Here is a 16982-nt window from a genome sequence, read left to right on the forward strand (position 1 = left end):
GGGCGGGGTGATACGGGTGTGGCGGGGCGTGTGCAAGAGGCCTTCACTCAAATAGAACGAACTATTGAACAGATACTGCAAGATAATCCCGACAGTGAAATCGCCTCTCTGGTCTTTGATACGTTTGGCTTTAGCCGTGGAGCTGCGGCGGCGCGACACTTCTCAAATGAAGTGGTGCGAGGTAAGCGAGGCCCTTTGGGAAATGTGCTAAACAGAAATGCCCGAGATTTTAGCCGCAGCTTTGATAGTCAGTACGGCAGCGGCATCAAAATGGGATTTATCGGGCTTTTCGATACGGTACCTTCCATTGCCGGTTTCACCAATTTTGGTCGGGTGAAGAGTCCTATCGCTCCCGGTGTAAAGCTTTACCTGGATCGCCAGTTCTTCACAGATGTTATCCATCTCGTAGCCAGAGATGAATGTCGTGCGAATTTCGCACTCAGCCGAGTGAAACCAGCCCATCCGGAGTACTCCTTTCCTGGAGTCCATTCGGATATCGGCGGCAGCTACCTCGATGAAGTCGAAGAGTGTGTGCTGGTCAGCCCTATGCAAACACTTGCTGTTCCGCGGCATACCGACGTTTCTACCACGTCGATCTATCAAGATGCTGCGCGCGTCAAACGTCAGTGGGTCGCTAAAGGATGGCCTGCCCATTTACTGGAAATTGTCACACCAGCCTCCTTCGAAATTCCGCAGGAGCACCAAGACAGGCTCACGCAGGGACAGAAACGCGTATATGCAGCTCTACAACTCAAACGCCCGGTTAGCGGTAAGCTTTCGAGAATCTACCTGAGAGTCATGCATCAACTAGCGAAAGAAAAGGGCGTTCAGTTCTCCGACATACCCGAAGATGACGAGTACTCAATCCCTGAAGAACTCCAGTCCTTGTGTGATCGATTTCTCGCGGGTGATTACAAAACCACACTTGAGGACGAAGCGCTGCTGAGGCTCAAATACATCCACACCTCCGCGAATTGGAACCATCCCCTCGGAAGAACGGACGGGAGTGGCATTGACGCTGTATATATCAATGCTCCGACAGAAGACGCGGTTCGCGTACAACACCCACACGTACCTGATTGGAAGCTTTGGTAATGAAAGCAATGATCGCCTTGCTCGGTGTTTTACTGTTGGCAGGATGCCAAACCGGAAGTTCCGACACCGGCGCGAATGACCCTAAATCTCCATGGTGGGAGTTGGGGTTTATTGAACCGGATTACATGAAAGTTTGGGTGGAAGACAGTTCGGTTTTGGACATCAATAACAGGATGTTTTTCAGAGTCGGCGGGAAGTCCGCTGCAGGCGGTGAGCCGGAAGATGGTACAGAATCAGCGCGTGGTTGGGGGGTAGCTGGGGGGGCTGGAATTCCAGTGACGGGTGCCGACCTTCCAAAACTCGTCTTCGTCCGTTGGCAGTCCATATCAGAACAAAAGACCTATAAAGGTTTCATAGAAATTCCAGAAGAAGCTAGGCAGTTGATGGTGAAATCAACACACCAGCGTTGCCCGGAAACGCCCAAAAAAGCAGCTCGATATATGGCCTCGTTGTATGTGGGACTTGCCCCTGGCGGAGTGCTCCAAGCATGGGTTAGAGACTCGTGCCACCACCCAACAAAGGTCGCCCATGCCCAAGGCGAGATTGAACCGCTCGGCCCGCAGCAGGGGAAGCACGGTGGTCGGTATGCCTATCCAGTGAGTGAAAAGGCCAAACGTTATATTGAGAGGTGGGGCATCCCTTACGGAAGTTGGTAAACGGTAACCCAATGAAGCTAAGCATCACGCTGCTATGCATATTGTTCTTGGCCGGTTGCCAATCTGCAGATCCGCTATCAGGCAAAAACGATCCCAAAGCCGAGTCGTGGGAACTCGCGTTCACCGAACCCTATTACATGAAAGTGTGGGTTGAAGACAGCGCCGTCGAAGACGTAAGCGGCAAGCTGTTCAAGCGCACGGGAGGAGGTACGGCCGCAGGTGGGGAACCCGAAAGCGGTAAAGCGTCTGCCCGAGGCTGGCACGCTGTGGGCGCTGCCTCAAAAGCGGTAATAGGCGCTGATCTCCCCAAGCGCATCTACGTGCGCTGGCAATCCATTGTTGAACCGCAGACCTATCAGGTTTGGGTTGATGTGCCCGAAGAGGCGAGACAACTGATGATGGCCTCGGTTAATCAGCGGTGCCCCGAAACGCCGGAGCAACAGGCCAGTTACAGCGCATCTATTTATTTGGGATTGGCACCTAGGGGCGTTGTGCAGGTTTTTGTTCGAGATTCCTGTCACCGACCAGTCAAGGTGGGCAGAGCCCAAGCTGATATCGAACCGTTAGGGCCGAGCCAGGGTAAGAACGAAGGGCGATACGCGTATCCCGTTAGTGAGAAGACCACGCGGTACATCGAGAGATACGGTATTCCATACGGAAGTTGGTAGGAGTCAGGAGTAGGGTGGCATTTCTCCTACAGTCTGTCAGTGCAATCGTTTATCGAAGGGTCGCGTTCTTCAGATAGTGGTCGCTCGTGAATGGCCGCTTTCGGCCAGAAGCGGCCGTTCGTGAGCCACAGCTTTCGGTCAGAAACATACGTTCAACGCTAGAATTAAGCGGATGGTAAGCCGTCCAACTGGATGAATGATTAGGGCGCATTCCAGTCAATTGTGATGTCACCTGTGTTAGCGAAGAGAGCGACCTCCGCAAACGAAAACAGGATGCCTCCCATTGCGGTCACTGCATGCCAGTAGCTGTATTGCCAAATTTCTGGCGATACTTTGACGCGGCTTCCATGAGCACACACAAAATATTTTCACGCCTGAATATATCCGTTGAGCGCATCGCCCCCAAAGATACTGACTGACCGCTACGGAGGTGAAAAAGTTAAGTAAGGCAAGCACTAGCATTGGGTACAAAACCCACCGTGCTCGATTCGACAAACTCTTGAAAGTGAGATGCGATTTCATGAGCCCGAATTACTGAATACACGAGCCCTTGGGTCCGGTTATACGACCCTGATTGCGTCCAAAAACCTAGACGCCCCCTGTTCTGGTTGGAGCTTATCTTCTCTTGAAACTGGGGACTGATTTTTTCTGAGAAATAAATCAGTCTCCTTTTTTCAATGACAAAAGCTACCGTTACAGTAGCTTCTGCCAGCGACAACTTATTTTTTTGAGGATTTGCTAGGTTTTAAGTCGGGATTGTTTCCTTGCGTGTCTTTATTATCACGACGACGCTTGTCAACTTTACCGGTTGATTTAGCGATTGGTTTTGGGCCTGGTTTAAGCGCCATAAGCTTTCTCCTTAACGTTGATATTGATTGTGGTTTTTGCACTTTTCCACTTCTCATAAAGTAAATTTCCCCTTTGCCCTCCTGCCAAGGTTGCTTTCTTAATTCTATGGCCAGCGCACCAAATTCAATTCCTTGATTCGAACCGCCATGGCACTGTCAGATACTCTGAATTGCTGAGCCAAAGAATTGATTGCCTTGCCGTTGAATCTGGTACAGCGAGCCAAAGCTATTTCTCGGTCGAGTGAATTTTGCGAGGCATAAAGAAGGGAATTTGGATCGTTAGCGTTCAGGTGAAAACAACTGACATCGTTAAAATGAAACTGCCCCTTGCATCCAAACTGGCTTTCAAACCGAGCAATCACAAGCTTAGGGGGCATAAGGAAACACGCTGCGAAATAATCCGCTTCGCGCTCAATCAGAGGTTTGGTCGATAGTGAGTGATAGCCGCCTATCGGCCGGTCCCTATGCATAATTTCTTGCTCATGAAGTAGGAAATGGCCTATCTCATGAGCAGCTGTGAAACGGCGTTCATGTAATGGGAATTCGGTAGAGACTGCGATTTTTCCGGAGCGCCGATCAAATATCCCAGCTGCTTGGAATTTCTGACCTTGTGGAGCAAATCTTGTGGAACCAAGGGTCGGGAGCTCCAGATACGTCAGTCCCAACAGTGAAGCCGCAACTGCGGGATCGAGCATGCTTAATAGTGGAGGTTGTCCGCCAGGCCACAGAGCTTCCTTGTTTGCCCAAAGGCCTTCGTGAACCCAATGCGCTGCTTCTTGGATGTATTCTCGATCCATTTCGCCATCACCACATATTGTGCTAGAAACAAAAATAACCACAATATGTAGGGCGTTCAACCATCTCTCCGTCAGATTTGGATCCAGCTGACGAACGGTGTTGAATAGGTCAAGCTCATGAGCAAACCACCATGCAGACGGTTTCAGGAACTGAGCCTTCCGGATGATTCTATTTTTTCGTTGATTTGGTATTGGGAGTGGATTGGTTGAGTGGGTGGGTGGAGCCGGGGCCGGTGAGTTAAAGCGTAGGTTGGGAAGCCTCTGAAACCGGATACGGGCGAGTTTCCACAAATCCGCTTTCGGCCAAAAGCGGACAGTCTGCATAATAAATATTTCCCCCTTTTTTCTTAAGCAAATCCCCGATCTGTCGCGAATCAACCACGGTTGGTGACTGAGGGGCTAGTGAAGCTATTGCTTACCAATGAAGTGCAACGTGCCCAATTCGGCCAGTCAACGATCCATGCTGATCTCAGTGAGAAGGCAGGAGAAAATAGACAAGGTTATGAGCGAGGCTGTCATGCCAAAATGATGGCGTTGATATAGTATGTAGACATCCTACAACTTCTGATTAAAAGTTTATTGGCTTAAATTAATGCAAGAGCGTGCCTTCTTCGATCCATAAGGAAAGATAATATGTTAGTAAGTAGTAAGCAGTACAAAGAAAATATTGAGCTTGCGCCAAGTGATTGGTTGTTCTGGAAGGATGAAGACTTTAATAATTGGAGGCGACAGCATGATTTCCCTAGGATTGTCGCATTTTTGTTTGATAGTTTACCTTATTTTTCCTTATGGCTGTCTGAACAGGTTGGATTGACTGAAGCAGATTTGTTGTTTCACGGCCCATCCAGATTCATAAAATCCTATGGAGAAAATGCAACTTATATCGAACACGACGTGGGAGTTTCAATTTTTAAAGAATTCCCCGCCTATGAAGTTGTCAGATATGAGTTTTTTGGGAAAAGCGATTCTGGAAAAACAGCTCGCTTTAAGATTTTGAGACAGGTTTTATTTGTAAGCTATATTGATTGGGCCTACTCCAGAATGGAATGGGCTTTTCCTAACAAGCTAAAAGACATCAGGGGTATCGCTCTGTTCTTTACGCCTTCAGGAAGAACATCAAAATCCTCAGACTATTTGAACAGCAATTCAAACATACAACTAAACATACCATTATTCATGCCAAGCTTTACCGCTGACTCATTAAAATCAATGCCTTTTGTAAAAGCTCCACCGAGGCTCGAACTGCTCAAGCTTGGCGGAGGCGGAGTAGAAATAGCAGACGGTGTAGTGGGAGAAAAAAATCTCGAATTTACAAATATTGACAACCTGACGCTTATCTCTCCAATCATCACCAGCTTTCAAATCATCGCATTTTCCACATTGAGAAACTTCAATGTTGTAGGTTCGATTCACGCGATAACGTTTCATCAATGTTCAGTTGAAATGACCGTAAAAAATGGCGGTTTATCCTCCTGTCAGTTTGAGCATGGCGATCACAAGATTGAGCTGAGCAACTCAAAGCTTGACAGGTCTTCGATAAGGTCGCGGCGACTTGATCTGAAGCTGTCTGCTACCGAGCTTTTAGATTGTCGCTTAGAATATTCTGATATATTCAATTCCTCAACCAATGAAAAGAAAAACTTCCACAAGTCTGCAAAAATGATTTTTTCACATTTAGGGTATCCTGATTTGGCTGGAAAGCATTTTTTGACAGAGAAGAAATCAGACCGGAAACACAGGTGGGAAATTTTCTCAAGTGATAAGTCTGCCACAGGAATAGGAAGCAGATTATATGCGCTGATTGGTTACTTATGGATGTCTCTACAAGAATTATATTGGGGGTATGGGGAGAGACCTTTCAATATAATACTATTTTCAATAGCTATTATTTCTATAACTTCGTCACTCGGTTATTTCAAGCAAGACTCTAGCACCTATAGCGATGCGTTAAGATCCATTACATTTTCCTTTCAGTCTTATACTAACATCTCGATAGTGGAAATAAATCAGGCCAGTGAATCACTTAATATGATCGGGGCAACCATGTCATTCTTTGGTTTGATATCAGTAGGCCTACTGGTGGCTTCGTTGGCATCTAAGTCAAAAAACTATAACTAATGGAATATAAAGAAAGAGGACGGATCTAGTGGGCACTTTCCGCTCTTGGCCGACTCCCGCCTGTCGTGAAAGACAGAAATCGGCCAGAAGCAGCCGATCAATAGCTCTTATGAAACTATGGGCAATTCGTTCATTCCCGTGTTGGATTAGCGGGTTCGAGTTTCAGTCGCACATAACTCGCCTCGCCTCGAAGCCCGTCCGCTGCATATGTCTTAACTAGTTGAAGGTTCTCAACATCATAACTGATACCGTCTACAAGGCAGGCTTCAGCGACGCGGGGGGTGTTAATGTGCAACGAGACATAATGTGCCTTCGTCCATCCAAGAATCGACTTGTGCAACGGCCGATTTTCTTTGTCGTAATCTCCGTCCCGCATTTTCAGTCCCATAACATTCAGGCAGAACCCGAGAATTTTTGCCCCTTTAAAATTAGGGAAGCTATTCATTCCGATTATTTCGTCATACAAAAGCCGGCGCAGCTTGAATTTTATCACCCGGCCTCCGGGTCCATTGAGCTCGCGGGAAATCGGGCCCCAAATCGAGTTGTGCTGGATAGACCAGCATTCCCACTGCGGCGAAACTACGGACGAAGCATGAAAGATGACCTCGAAAATCATGCTGGCTATGTCATCGTAGAGCGACTCACGTGGGTGGCCGTACTCCGCTCTCACGCGAAGACGGACATGGTTGGGTTGTCCTTTTTTATCGAGAATTTTTACCGCATCTCTAATGAAATCCATGACTACCTTGAGGCATTGAGCGGCATCGCTTTCCCAGGTATTGGCTACCGTATTAAGCTTATACAAGCCGGAAACGGCATTCTCAATGTAGTCCTTGGCGCGATACAGCGCAGTAGAGTGATTCCAGTGTGGTTTATCCACCTGGTCGCGCAGAGTGATCAAAACCAGTCTGCAGTAGGCCTGCCACTGTACGGCGGTCCATTTAAATCTTCCGACACTATCAGGATCAAGCAGCGTCCGAATAGTGTCGACCATCATGTGGTTTCCGAACATTGCTTGGCTTAGTGGTTTATGGTGTCCAATCAATCCTGACTCATATCCCATTGCTTCGTGATAGAGAAACGAATTTGTATTCAACAGAGCTTCTCTCACGATATTTTTAGCGAAAATTTCGACTTGGATGTCATATTTTTTCGTCTGGCCCATTTCATTAAAGAACGCCAAGGCGGTACCCGATGAAGACTCAACGATTACACGACAGAGGCGCTTGTCGGCGATAAGAAGTAGAATATCGTTCGCATAGGCCTCCACGATCGGCAAGTCCGGTTGTTCGTCGTCATCCTGTATGCGACGACTATTCCGAAGTGCTCTTCGCTCCGTCGCATAGTGCACTAGCGCCTTAGCCGAGTACGTCAGTTCGTCAGCGATTACACTCAGCTCTTTTGGGTCGCCTTTAAGAATGCGGCGATACAGAGTTTCCGCGTAGCGCTTGGCATTGCGCTTACCGAAAGTCGGCCGCCTGATAAAAGCGAACCATGTCCAAGTTAGGAACGTAAGGAGGAAGATCCCTGCGAGGAAGGCCTGCCATAAGGGTGGTGTTAGCATACCGCCTTGGGGTACTAGCCATCCTTGAGCACGCCATAAGTCGGTCAACAAGGTGAGTACACCTACGATAGCGACAACGGAAAAGGTCAAGCGTTGAAGGGGTATCGGCGCTGTTTGCACGCGGAAGTGGTAACGAACGTCGCCAATTGTCCAAGCGAGAACCATGAGAGCAAGACCGGCGAGAAACTCCGAGAAGCCGAAAAATTTAGATCCGTTCGGATCAAGCGGAATGAAACACACAGCCGCAAAGCACTTTTCCAATACCATGACTATCCTTTTACGCAACTGTCGAGCGTGGGCCGCGCCTTAGATGCGGGTGTTCGGCGAGCATTGTCTGCGCGAGGTTGAATTCGTTGGACGCAGAAAAAACATAGCGCTCGCTCCATGCAATTTGTAGTGAGTTGAAATTTTCAACATTGGCAACTGAATACTGCACCGGTTTACCACTTAAAAGGGTTTCGCTCATGGCAACGATTCCCTCAGGATCAGCTACCTCATCTGCTCCTCGTCCGTCGATCAATGATCCTGCGCTACGGTGAACAAGATCTGTCAGGGTTGGACACCACATCGCTAGGGCGCGAGTGGGTGAAAGTGGAAGGTAGATTTCAATGCCTGGGCTGGTCAGTCCAAGATTCCCTCGGTGAACCCGCTCAGTCATGTTCTGACGCGTTAACGGATTATCGCTTAGAAGGAAGGGATGTTGTCTCGATGTCGCAGCTAGAGCCCAATCCTTACTTAGGAAGTGAGCTGCATAAATCGATGGCGCATTGAAGACAATCCTCGCGGTGTGCTCTTTCGAATCGCTGTCTGGAATATCGCGAAGTAATTCTTCGGCTTGCGACCCTGGAACGATTAGATCGCCTTTATGCTTGAGGTGGTCCCTCAGCAACGTCGGGAACGCGCTCCACTCTTCGCGAAAGGTCTTGGTTCTGGTGAGTTGCACTGCAAGGAACGAAGCTAAAGTGACCTTTTGCTCATGCGAAAGGTACGAAAGCGAGCCAGCATCGAGGATCGTGCTGACCACTAATTTAGTGCGACCTTCTAACTCAGAGAGCCACGGCTCGATCGATAGGGGCTGTCCTTGATACTCAAAATCGTAGAAACGGCCCTCACTGGCAAGATTCTTTGTATTTGAAGGAAAGCTTCGACTAGTGGACTTGTCATAGGCCCAAACCTGGTCTTTCTTTCCGTTACCGAAGTTTCGCATGAGAAATTGCGGCACGTAGTGCTGAACTTTTGCGTTCGTCATCGGAGCGGTGACCTGTGATGTGTCAGAAGTGTTCGTGGAGAAAGATACCTCACTCAGAGAGAAAAGCGACAAGGATGACGACACGCAGTAACGACCAAGACTACAAAGCAAAATCAATGACACAGCCTATTCGACATCACCGTGTCCAGCGTCCGCTTTTGGCCGGTAGCGGTCGCTTGTGAACGTCCGCTTCTGGCCGATAGCAGTCCTTCATAACTCGCCGCTTATGATGACCTGAAGGCGGCCCACCCGTGATTTCGCACCTGTTCAACCTTCGCCATATCTCCTCAATCTCTTTGTCGCGTCATCCCGCGATGATGTTGAACGCGCTAGTCGCCAACACCTCCCCATTAACCATCACACGCACCCCATGGCGCCCAACAAAATGCTTCCGCGTCGTAAAATCCTTCATCACCTGCCGCCTTCCCACAACCACCTCTCCAAACCCCGCCAACACCAGCGTCTTTAACTTAAAAACCTTCCCCGATACCCCGCCATTCGCCTTCACATAGTCAATCGCATAATCAATCACTAGCCTTTGCTCTTCAGCCACCGTCGACTTCACCACAAACGACAACGTAATCGCTTCCCCGAGCCTTACCACCGCCGGTTCAACCTTCACATCCAGCAACTCAACCTCAGGCTTCCCGCCAGCGCCAATCACCGTCAACGCCCGTAGATCCCCCTGCTTGATCAAACTGCGCAACGCATGTTTCGCAATCCACGCCGTGTGTTTGTTTTCCAGTGACCAACCTTCAATCGTGTCGAGCACCCACTCGGGATGCACCTTGGTCACGTCATTCAAATGATTCGCCACGGACTTGCGTACGTATAGGCTCTCATCCGCTTTCAACCGATCGAGTATCCCGGCGGCCAATTGCGGGTCAGCCTGCATCGCTTCCAGACGAAACGACCACGGCAGGCGAGGGCGGCTGCCTTCGCTGGCGAGTCGGCGGACGTGGTGGTTTTCGTCTTGAGTCCAGTCGTGCATCCGTTCCAGCGAGCGTTCCAGGTCGCTGCGCAGAAAGTGGCGGATGGCGAATTCGGAGGAGCCGAAGGTGGTGAAGTATTTCAGGGCGTCCATGGAGGTGTCGAAGGCGTGCGCGCCGTAGCTGGCGACGTAGTGCGGCAGGCACATGCTGACGAATCCGCTGTTCAGCCGTGGGGCGAGTTCGCGCAGGACTTCGAGGGAGTCTTCGTAGTCCAGCGGCAGCACGGCGTGCAGGCTTTCGCTGACGCGGGCCATGCGTTGCATGACGGACAGGTCGGCGAGGCCGTCATTGGCATGTTGAAGGAATGCTTTGGTTTTGAATGCTGGATACACAGCGCTCATTTCGGTGGCGATGTGGCGCAATCGCTCGGCGTTGAAGATTTCTTTGAGGGCCGGTGCGGTGGTTTCAGTTGTGCTCATGTTCAGGTCATCGGGGTGCTGACGAACGCTTCGAGGGTTTCGGCGTAGGCGGTGTATTGGGCGATGTGGGGGTAGCGTCGGGTGTCGATCTGGTCGGGGACGACGAGGTCGGTGAAGCTCCAGGCGACGGCGAGGCTGATGCCGGCCTGGCTCAGGGTGCCGTCGGTGGGCAAGCCGTGTTTTTCGAGTTCGTGTTCGAGGGCGGTGAACGCGGCGGCGAGTTGGCCTTCGACGCGTTCGACCCACGGTTGGTATTGGATGTCGGCCGGGCGCAGGTTGCGTTCGTAGTAGAGCTGCACGGCTTTTTCGCAGGCGGCGAGGCTGAGGCCGACGAGGCGGAGGGCGTGGGCGCGCTGGCTCAACTCTTTCGGCAGCAGGCTTTTGCCGGCGACGGTTTCGAGGTAGTCGAGAATGAGGGTCGAGTCCATGAGGACGACGCCGTCGTCGAGGATCAGTGTGGGGGCCTTGACCACCGGGTTGATCTGCTGGAATTGCTCGAAGTGGCGGAACACCGAGACTGACTCGTGTTCGAGGTCGATGTCCAGGCGTTTGGCGGAGATCGCCACGCGGCGCACGTAAGGGGAGTCGAGCATGCCGATCAGTTTCATGACGCGTTCCTTCAAGTCGAACCGGTGGGGTAGGCATAACCTAGCCGAGCCTGAGGGAAATGTCAGTCGTCGAATCCGGCTTGTTTGTGAATCTCTCATGACCCCGGCGAAGGTGGGCTTTGTGCAGTCCATGAGGTCGTTCTGTATAAAAGCTCCAGCCTGCCGATAACCTTGCTCGCAGGTCGTTGATAGCCGTTTGTCTTCTATATACAGCCGCTCGACTGAATTTCTTGCTATAAACGCACTCCGATGACCGCTGTGAAGCTTGTGTCAGAGCAGTTTCCGGGCTTTGTCGGACAAATTCCCTGTATTTACAGTTGCTGATGCCTGAAACGGGCCTTAGACTGCCGCCCCTCGTAAATTGAGTGCCGGGTGGCGTTTGCAATAAACGATGCCTTTTCGTCGACCGGACACGGTTCGCCGGAACGCTCCCTATTTCGCCTTAATGCACGTTTTTTTATAGAGATATCAATGACAAAGGACAAGTTGCTGGCGATGCCGGCAGATGACTACATGAATGCAGAGCAACACGCTTTCTTCACTGAGCTGTTGCAGAACATGAAAGTCGAAACCCACGAGCGCATTGAGCAAAACCGTATCGCCATCGAAAGCCTGGACACCCCGGCTGACCCGGCGGACGCGGCTTCGGTTGAAGAAGAGCGCACTTGGCTGGTCAACGCGATCGATCGCGACCAGCGCATGCTGCCGCAATTGGAACAAGCCCTTGAGCGCATCAAGGAAGACAGCTTTGGCTGGTGCGACGACAGCGGCGAGGCCATTGGCCTGAAACGCCTGCTGATCAGCCCGACCACCAAGTACTGCATCGAAGCTCAAGAGCGTCACGAGCAGATCGACAAGCACCAGCGTCAGGCCTGATTCCTGAGGCGACCCGCCGATTGCGGGTCGTTCTGAAAAGATCGCAGCCTTCGGCAACTCCTAAATGGGGTTGCAGGGGCTGCTATCTTTGTTTTTGCTCGTCTGCGATATCCCGAACCGTTCCATTGACCTGCTGCAAGACCCCACGACTAACGGACCATAGATAATGGCGTTGTAGTGGCGTTTAATGCAGTCACAATAATGAGAACAAGCGTGGGGTGTTGATATGACGAGAGACGGATCTCTGGTTGGGGCTTTGCCTGCACCAGTGCTTTTACCAAAAAACCGCTGGGTCGCACCGACTCTGCAAAGCATCGCCCTGATGCTGTTGCTCGCCGGCATGACGCTGGGTGGATGGTCGCTTTACGTCGGCATGCCCTTGGCGGTGCTGATTGTCTGGCTGCCGCGCCTGCGCTCCCGAGCTGTCCCCGATGTAACGCCTGCCGACTCCGGCAGTGCGATTTCCGAACTCACTCGCGATCTTTCCTACACCACCAGCCATAACGCCTTGTCGGCGGCCGGGGTGGCGTTTTCGGTCAAGGAACTGGCGAGCAAACTTGAATCTCAACTCGATGCGGCAGCTCGGATTGTCAGCAATGCCGAGGTGATGATCGCCACCGAACACGCCACTTCGCAGCTCAGCCGCGAAGCGTTGGCGGCGGCCAGTGAGGCGCATCACAGCAGTGCAGCGGGGCGAACCGAATTGGTCGATTCGATCTCGCGCATGCATCAGCTCAGTCAGCGCGCCAATGCCAGCCGTGAATTGATCGAGGCCTTGAGTCTGCGCAGCGATGACATTCAGCGGGTGACGCTGGTGATTCAGTCGATTGCCAGCCAGACCAATCTGCTGGCGTTGAACGCGGCGATTGAAGCGGCGCGGGCCGGTGAGCACGGTCGCGGATTTGCAGTAGTGGCGGATGAGGTGCGCGGCTTGGCGGCGCGAACGGCGTCGGCGACGGGCGAGGTCGGCGAGATGGTCGCTGACATTCAACAGCGCACCGCCCAGGTTGTGGAGCAGATCCGCGAACTGTCCAGCGATTTGAGCAGCGGCGTCGAACAGGTCGAACACACCGGCCAGCACCTGGAGAATATTGCGCGGTTGGTGGCAGGGGTGGAAAGTCAGGTCGGCGAGATCGCCCGGGGTGCGGAGACCAACCGCGAGCAACTCGACAGTCTGTTCAAAGCCATCGAGCAGATGCGCAGCGATCTGGCGGTCAGCGATCAGCAGACCCGTCGCCTCGCCGAAGCGGCGGTGCAGATGGAAGGGCAGGCGGAAACCATCAGTGAGCGTCTGGCCGAAGTCGGGCTGGATGACTATCACCAGCGCATCTATGACTTGGCGCGCGAAGGGGCGAGCCAGATTGCCGCGCGTTTCGAGGCGGATGTCGAGCAAGGGCGGATCAGCCTCGACGATTTGTTCGACCGTCAGTATCAGCCGATCGCGAATACGCAACCGGCGAAATTTCAGACTCGTTTTGATCGTTACACCGATCAGGTGCTGCCGGCGATTCAGGAGCCGTTGCTGCCGCGTCATGAGGGATTGGTATTTGCCATTGCCTGCACACAGCAGGGTTACGTGCCGACGCACAATCAGGTGTTCAGTCAGCCGTTGACCGGGGATGCGCAGGTCGACGCGGTTAACAATCGCACTAAACGCAAGTTTGCCGACCGCACCGGGATTCGCTGTGGCAGTCATCAGCAACCGGTGTTGTTGCAGACTTACACGCGCGATACCGGTGAGTTGATGCACGACTTGTCGGTGCCGATCACGATCAAGGGGCGGCACTGGGGCGGACTGCGTTTGGGCTATAAACCGGAAAGCCCGCGCTGATCGATTGTTGCGATTGATGCAATGAATCTATGCACGGGCGTTGCTGTTTCCTCCGCGAGTAAATCATTACCATGCCTACATAGTTAGGTAGCTAATGATTTGGGGAGGTCTGCATGCAGTGCAGAGTTGATGTTGCCGTGATGATTGGCAGCGGTGTGCCCGCCGGTTTGCGCGCGATGGGGCGAAGTGTTTGCTGGGTGGTTTTGCTCAATGGTGAGCGGCGCGGTACTGCGTTTGCCAGTCGCGACGAGGCCGAGGAGTGCAGGGCTGCGTGGCTCGCGCAGTTGCAGGCCGCGCCTGGTGACAGCCTGCACTGATCGAGATTACTTGCCGTCGTGAAGGCGTACGTTCAGTTCGTCGAAGACTATTGCCCTGTCATCGTCTTTGCCAATCCACTCTTGAAGCGTTTGCTTCTGAGGTTCTGACCAGAAGGGCGCATCGACTAATTTGGTGTCAGCGTCCAGTGAATGCCCATCGATGAAATCATCGATATCAGTTTCCTCTGAAGGCAGACCCAACTGATCGAACAGGGTTTTCAAGTTATAACCTTCAAGATCCATCATTTGCTCCTTCTGATGTGCGCCGGTATGGCGCAGTCGATCGCTCTCTTTATCTGAGGCAGGCACTGGCCAGGAGTTCGATTTGCATTTCGAGTGAGCGGGCGAGGGCGCACGCTTCGTTGTGATCTTCGCGGAAACCTCTTACGCGGCCGGTCGATTTTTCCTTGATGTGGAAGAAAGCGTTGCCCGCCGGTACGACTTGAAAGCGCGGAGTCATATCCTTTTGTTCGTGTTCCGGCAGATCGTTCATATCGGCGACATGCAGGATAAGGGGCGATTTGAGTCGGGCGTCAGTGGGCATGGCGAAGTGAGTCAGAGTGCACATATGAAGTCCTTTTCATCGGTTGGCCGATATTTACAGGCCGTTTCGGGTAGTCGTAATGAGCATCGCTGCTCTAGAATCGCCAGTGCTTGTTGACGACAGGGCTTATCTAAAGCAATTTTTCGCGAGTGATATGTCGGAAAAATGCTTTTTTTCGTGAGAATTTTCCCTAAAGTTCGTAATCAGCTTTCTTTGGTCGCCGGTAAGGATTATTCCTTCGAGCTTTGGCGACATTGGAGTGAGTTTCGCGAGTGACATTCCAGTAGTCTTACGAACCTCGCGTTGAATGAGCAGTCTGCTCAGTTCGGGCTTTTTTTTGAGACATTTGGCAGTTCCATCGGCCTGGCCGTTTTTTGTCGTGCGCGTTTTCCGTGTGCGGTTTATTCAGATGTGGGGATGTTTCTTTGGCAGTCAGTAATCTCGATATGCATGCTTTGTTCGTGTTGGGTGATTTGCGTGCAAAGCTGGTCAAGCTGTTCCAATCACGTTTTGTTTACATCACCGAGCAAAACGCTGAAGGCATCTACGTTGCCGAAATCGACACTGAGAGCGCTTTGGTGGTCGATGACAAACCGGGCCTGAAGCTCAAGGTTGGCGATCATTTCAGTGCGTCGGTGTTGCCCAGCCGTGAAGGCGGCAAGATGGATATCCGTTTTCGCGAAATCAAACTGACGGTCTATGGCATCGGCGATTACGCCTTCGTCGAGACGGCGGATGGCCACGCGATCCTGTTCAAGGAAGGTCATAGCGTGGTGACCGTGTTCGCCGCCCATGCGCAGTTGCAGGAAGGTTTGACCAAGACCCTGAAAGCCGTCACCGCCAAAGCCGCGAAATGGCGCAAGGGTGAACTGGTGACTTTCAAGGCCAGCGAGTGATCGGTGGTTTGAGCCGCGCCGATTTCCATTCGCAAAACCTCGACAGTGCGCGCGATGAGGCCCGGCGGTTGTTCGCCGCGAAGGCCGAGTTGCAACGCGCCTGGCTCGGTTGGGTGGCCGCGCAGATCTACACGTTGCGCCCGGCGGAATACGCCAGCATGGTCAGACGCGAGCTGCAAAGCATGCAGGAAAAGTCTGAAACCTGACCTCGTCCAGGGTCTGGCCCTGAAAAAGCAGGAACCTCGGCTACAGTCAGTTGACTGAGTATGCAGAGGCTTGCGGTCTTCTCCCAAGCCATCCTGCCATTGCTGTGAACAGCACGAGGTGCAATGCATGAACGGATTTCGACGGTTATTGGCCGCCAGCGTGGCCACATTCGGTTTGCTGACTTCAGTGCCATCGGTCATGGCGGCACAAGCGCCGATCCATTTTGCCGATCTGAACTGGGAAAGCGGCAGCCTGATCACGGATGTCTTGCGGATCATCGTCGAGAAGGGCTACGGATTGCCGACCGACACCTTGCCCGGCACCACCATTACCCTGGAAACTGCGCTGGCCAACAATGACATTCAGGTCATCGGCGAAGAATGGGCCGGGCGCAGTCCGGTGTGGGTCAAGGCCGAGGCCGAAGGCAAGGTCGTGAGCCTGGGCGATACGGTCAAGGGCGCTACCGAAGGCTGGTGGGTGCCGGAATACGTGATCAAGGGCGACCCGGCCAAGGGCATCAAGCCGCTGGCACCGGACCTGCGCAGTGTCAGTGATTTGAAGAAATACAAAGATGTGTTCAAGGACCCGGAAAACCCGAGCAAGGGGCGTTTTCTCAACAGCCCGATCGGCTGGACGTCGGAAGTGGTCAATAAGCAGAAGCTGACCGCGTACGGATTGCAGGACGACTACACCAATTTCCGCAGTGGTTCCGGTGCAGCGCTGGACGCTGAGATCAGTTCTTCGATTCGACGGGGCAAACCGGTGCTGTTCTATTACTGGTCGCCAACACCGTTGCTGGGCAAATTCAAACTGGTGCAACTGGAAGAGCCGCCGTTTGACGCCGAGGCGTGGAAGACGCTGACCGACGCCGATAATCCCAATCCGAAACCGACCCGCTCGCTGGCCTCGAAGCTGTCGATTGGCGTGTCGACGCCGTTTCAGAAGCAGTATCCGCAGATTGCCGAGTTCTTCAGCAAGGTTGATTTTCCGATCGAGCCGTTGAACAAGGCGTTGGCTGAGATGAGTGAGAAACACACCGCGCCCCGTGATGCGGCGGTGGCATTCATGAAGGCGCATCCGGATGTGTGGCAGGCGTGGTTGCCGAAGGATGTGGCGGACAAGGTTTCGGCTGATTTGAAATAGAGGGCCGCGGCCACTGGCCTTATCGCGGCATTGGTATCTACACATCTCTAAAGTCTTCGGCTGGCCACCCAGCCGATGGCTTCTTTAGCGAAACCCGCCAGCTCCTGTGGCGTGTATTGCTCCAGCGTCTCGCACATCGCCAAAAGCATGTACA

The 16982-nt window shown here is 52.5% G+C and carries 18 protein-coding genes; 10 read left to right on the forward strand and 8 right to left on the reverse strand.

Annotation, left to right across the window (positions count from 1 at the left end):
* The 3 genes from IAI51_RS27140 to IAI51_RS27150 form a co-directional block, all read left to right on the forward strand.
* A partial coding sequence (locus tag IAI51_RS27140; RefSeq protein WP_187681275.1) for a phospholipase effector Tle1 domain-containing protein occupies positions 1 to 1095 on the forward strand: 1095 nt, incomplete at its 5' end.
* Positions 1095 to 1751, forward strand: a complete 657-nt coding sequence (locus IAI51_RS27145) for a DUF2931 family protein (protein ID WP_187681276.1) — start codon at positions 1095 to 1097, stop codon at positions 1749 to 1751. The genes IAI51_RS27140 and IAI51_RS27145, both read left to right, overlap by 1 nt.
* Positions 1752 to 1762: 11 nt before the next feature.
* Positions 1763 to 2419, forward strand: coding sequence for a DUF2931 family protein (locus IAI51_RS27150; RefSeq protein WP_187681277.1), 657 nt, complete (start codon positions 1763 to 1765; stop codon positions 2417 to 2419).
* Between the two features lie 719 nt (positions 2420 to 3138).
* Here the strand turns inward: IAI51_RS27150 and IAI51_RS28045 are convergent.
* Together IAI51_RS28045 and IAI51_RS27155 are read right to left on the reverse strand one after the other, a co-directional pair.
* Complete coding sequence (locus IAI51_RS28045) at positions 3139 to 3267, reverse strand: hypothetical protein (RefSeq protein WP_262410392.1); 129 nt, start codon at positions 3265 to 3267, stop codon at positions 3139 to 3141.
* 104 nt (positions 3268 to 3371) lie between these two features.
* The gene (locus IAI51_RS27155) at positions 3372 to 4124 is read right to left on the reverse strand and encodes an ImmA/IrrE family metallo-endopeptidase (RefSeq protein WP_262410393.1); all 753 of its coding nucleotides are present in this window, start codon (positions 4122 to 4124) and stop codon (positions 3372 to 3374) included.
* Between the two features lie 573 nt (positions 4125 to 4697).
* Here IAI51_RS27155 and IAI51_RS27160 point away from each other — a divergent pair.
* Positions 4698 to 6182, forward strand: a complete 1485-nt coding sequence (locus IAI51_RS27160) for a hypothetical protein (RefSeq protein WP_187681278.1) — start codon at positions 4698 to 4700, stop codon at positions 6180 to 6182.
* A 130-nt stretch (positions 6183 to 6312) separates the two neighbouring features.
* Here IAI51_RS27160 and IAI51_RS27165 read toward each other — a convergent pair whose 3' ends face one another.
* The 4 genes from IAI51_RS27165 to IAI51_RS27180 all read right to left on the reverse strand — a co-directional run bounded on the left by IAI51_RS27165 (position 6313) and on the right by IAI51_RS27180 (position 11014).
* Positions 6313 to 8013, reverse strand: coding sequence for a hypothetical protein (locus tag IAI51_RS27165; protein ID WP_187681279.1), 1701 nt, complete (start codon positions 8011 to 8013; stop codon positions 6313 to 6315).
* Positions 8014 to 8023: 10 nt separating this feature from the next.
* A complete protein-coding gene (locus tag IAI51_RS27170; RefSeq protein ID WP_187681280.1) occupies positions 8024 to 8995 on the reverse strand; it encodes a DUF4238 domain-containing protein in 972 nt (323 codons plus the stop codon).
* 304 nt (positions 8996 to 9299) lie between these two features.
* Positions 9300 to 10406, reverse strand: a complete 1107-nt coding sequence (locus tag IAI51_RS27175) for a DNA alkylation repair protein (RefSeq protein WP_187681281.1) — start codon at positions 10404 to 10406, stop codon at positions 9300 to 9302.
* 2 nt (positions 10407 to 10408) lie between these two features.
* Positions 10409 to 11014: a glutathione S-transferase gene (locus IAI51_RS27180; RefSeq protein ID WP_187681282.1), complete on the reverse strand. Its 606-nt coding sequence runs from the start codon at positions 11012 to 11014 to the stop codon at positions 10409 to 10411.
* Positions 11015 to 11485: 471 nt separating this feature from the next.
* Between IAI51_RS27180 and IAI51_RS27185 the strand changes: the two genes are divergently transcribed.
* From IAI51_RS27185 to IAI51_RS27195, 3 genes are all read left to right on the forward strand, one after another.
* Positions 11486 to 11890: a TraR/DksA family transcriptional regulator gene (locus tag IAI51_RS27185; RefSeq protein ID WP_003225981.1), complete on the forward strand. Its 405-nt coding sequence runs from the start codon at positions 11486 to 11488 to the stop codon at positions 11888 to 11890.
* A 607-nt stretch (positions 11891 to 12497) separates the two neighbouring features.
* A complete protein-coding gene (locus IAI51_RS27190) occupies positions 12498 to 13721 on the forward strand; it encodes a methyl-accepting chemotaxis protein (protein ID WP_410458026.1) in 1224 nt (407 codons plus the stop codon).
* Between the two features lie 113 nt (positions 13722 to 13834).
* Entirely contained in the window at positions 13835 to 14038 is a 204-nt protein-coding gene (locus tag IAI51_RS27195; RefSeq protein WP_187681284.1) for a hypothetical protein, read from the forward strand.
* Between the two features lie 6 nt (positions 14039 to 14044).
* Here the strand turns inward: IAI51_RS27195 and IAI51_RS27200 are convergent, their stop codons facing one another.
* Both IAI51_RS27200 and IAI51_RS27205 read right to left on the reverse strand, forming a co-directional pair.
* Positions 14045 to 14281 carry a DUF2789 family protein gene (locus tag IAI51_RS27200; protein ID WP_187681285.1) on the reverse strand — a complete coding sequence of 79 codons (237 nt, stop codon included), beginning with the start codon at positions 14279 to 14281 and terminating at the stop codon, positions 14045 to 14047.
* A 49-nt stretch (positions 14282 to 14330) separates the two neighbouring features.
* Entirely contained in the window at positions 14331 to 14606 is a 276-nt protein-coding gene (locus IAI51_RS27205; RefSeq protein WP_187681286.1) for a hypothetical protein, read from the reverse strand.
* A 422-nt stretch (positions 14607 to 15028) separates the two neighbouring features.
* On the opposite strand from IAI51_RS27205, the gene IAI51_RS27210 reads away from it, so the two are divergent.
* The 3 genes from IAI51_RS27210 (at position 15029) to IAI51_RS27220 (ending at position 16828) form a co-directional block, all read left to right on the forward strand.
* A complete protein-coding gene (locus tag IAI51_RS27210; RefSeq protein WP_187681289.1) occupies positions 15029 to 15478 on the forward strand; it encodes a hypothetical protein in 450 nt (149 codons plus the stop codon).
* A gap of 8 nt (positions 15479 to 15486) precedes the next feature.
* Positions 15487 to 15684, forward strand: a complete 198-nt coding sequence (locus tag IAI51_RS27215; RefSeq protein ID WP_187681290.1) for a hypothetical protein — start codon at positions 15487 to 15489, stop codon at positions 15682 to 15684.
* A gap of 127 nt (positions 15685 to 15811) precedes the next feature.
* Positions 15812 to 16828 carry an ABC transporter substrate-binding protein gene (locus IAI51_RS27220; protein WP_187681287.1) on the forward strand — a complete coding sequence of 339 codons (1017 nt, stop codon included), beginning with the start codon at positions 15812 to 15814 and terminating at the stop codon, positions 16826 to 16828.
* Positions 16829 to 16982: the final 154 nt, after the last annotated feature.

Origin of the sequence: Pseudomonas sp. N40(2020), assembly GCF_014472415.1 — a bacterium.
GTDB lineage: Bacteria > Pseudomonadota > Gammaproteobacteria > Pseudomonadales > Pseudomonadaceae > Aquipseudomonas.

Bases quoted from the DNA above. Each gene is read 5' to 3' on its own strand.
- IAI51_RS27150 (WP_187681277.1), top strand. From the start codon at position 1,763: ATGAAGCTAAGCATCACGCTGCTATGCATATTGTTCTTGGCCGGTTGC.
- IAI51_RS27220 (WP_187681287.1), top strand. From the start codon at position 15,812: ATGAACGGATTTCGACGGTTATTGGCCGCCAGCGTGGCCACATTCGGT.
- IAI51_RS27185 (WP_003225981.1), top strand. From the start codon at position 11,486: ATGACAAAGGACAAGTTGCTGGCGATGCCGGCAGATGACTACATGAAT.
- IAI51_RS27205 (WP_187681286.1), bottom strand. From the start codon at position 14,606: ATGTGCACTCTGACTCACTTCGCCATGCCCACTGACGCCCGACTCAAA.
- IAI51_RS27145 (WP_187681276.1), top strand. From the start codon at position 1,095: ATGAAAGCAATGATCGCCTTGCTCGGTGTTTTACTGTTGGCAGGATGC.
- IAI51_RS27165 (WP_187681279.1), bottom strand. From the start codon at position 8,013: ATGGTATTGGAAAAGTGCTTTGCGGCTGTGTGTTTCATTCCGCTTGAT.
- IAI51_RS27170 (WP_187681280.1), bottom strand. From the start codon at position 8,995: ATGACGAACGCAAAAGTTCAGCACTACGTGCCGCAATTTCTCATGCGA.
- IAI51_RS27200 (WP_187681285.1), bottom strand. From the start codon at position 14,281: ATGGATCTTGAAGGTTATAACTTGAAAACCCTGTTCGATCAGTTGGGT.
- IAI51_RS27160 (WP_187681278.1), top strand. From the start codon at position 4,698: ATGTTAGTAAGTAGTAAGCAGTACAAAGAAAATATTGAGCTTGCGCCA.
- IAI51_RS27190 (WP_410458026.1), top strand. From the start codon at position 12,498: ATGATCGCCACCGAACACGCCACTTCGCAGCTCAGCCGCGAAGCGTTG.
- IAI51_RS28045 (WP_262410392.1), bottom strand. From the start codon at position 3,267: ATGGCGCTTAAACCAGGCCCAAAACCAATCGCTAAATCAACCGGTAAA.
- IAI51_RS27175 (WP_187681281.1), bottom strand. From the start codon at position 10,406: ATGAGCACAACTGAAACCACCGCACCGGCCCTCAAAGAAATCTTCAAC.
- IAI51_RS27210 (WP_187681289.1), top strand. From the start codon at position 15,029: ATGCATGCTTTGTTCGTGTTGGGTGATTTGCGTGCAAAGCTGGTCAAG.
- IAI51_RS27180 (WP_187681282.1), bottom strand. From the start codon at position 11,014: ATGAAACTGATCGGCATGCTCGACTCCCCTTACGTGCGCCGCGTGGCG.
- IAI51_RS27195 (WP_187681284.1), top strand. From the start codon at position 13,835: ATGCAGTGCAGAGTTGATGTTGCCGTGATGATTGGCAGCGGTGTGCCC.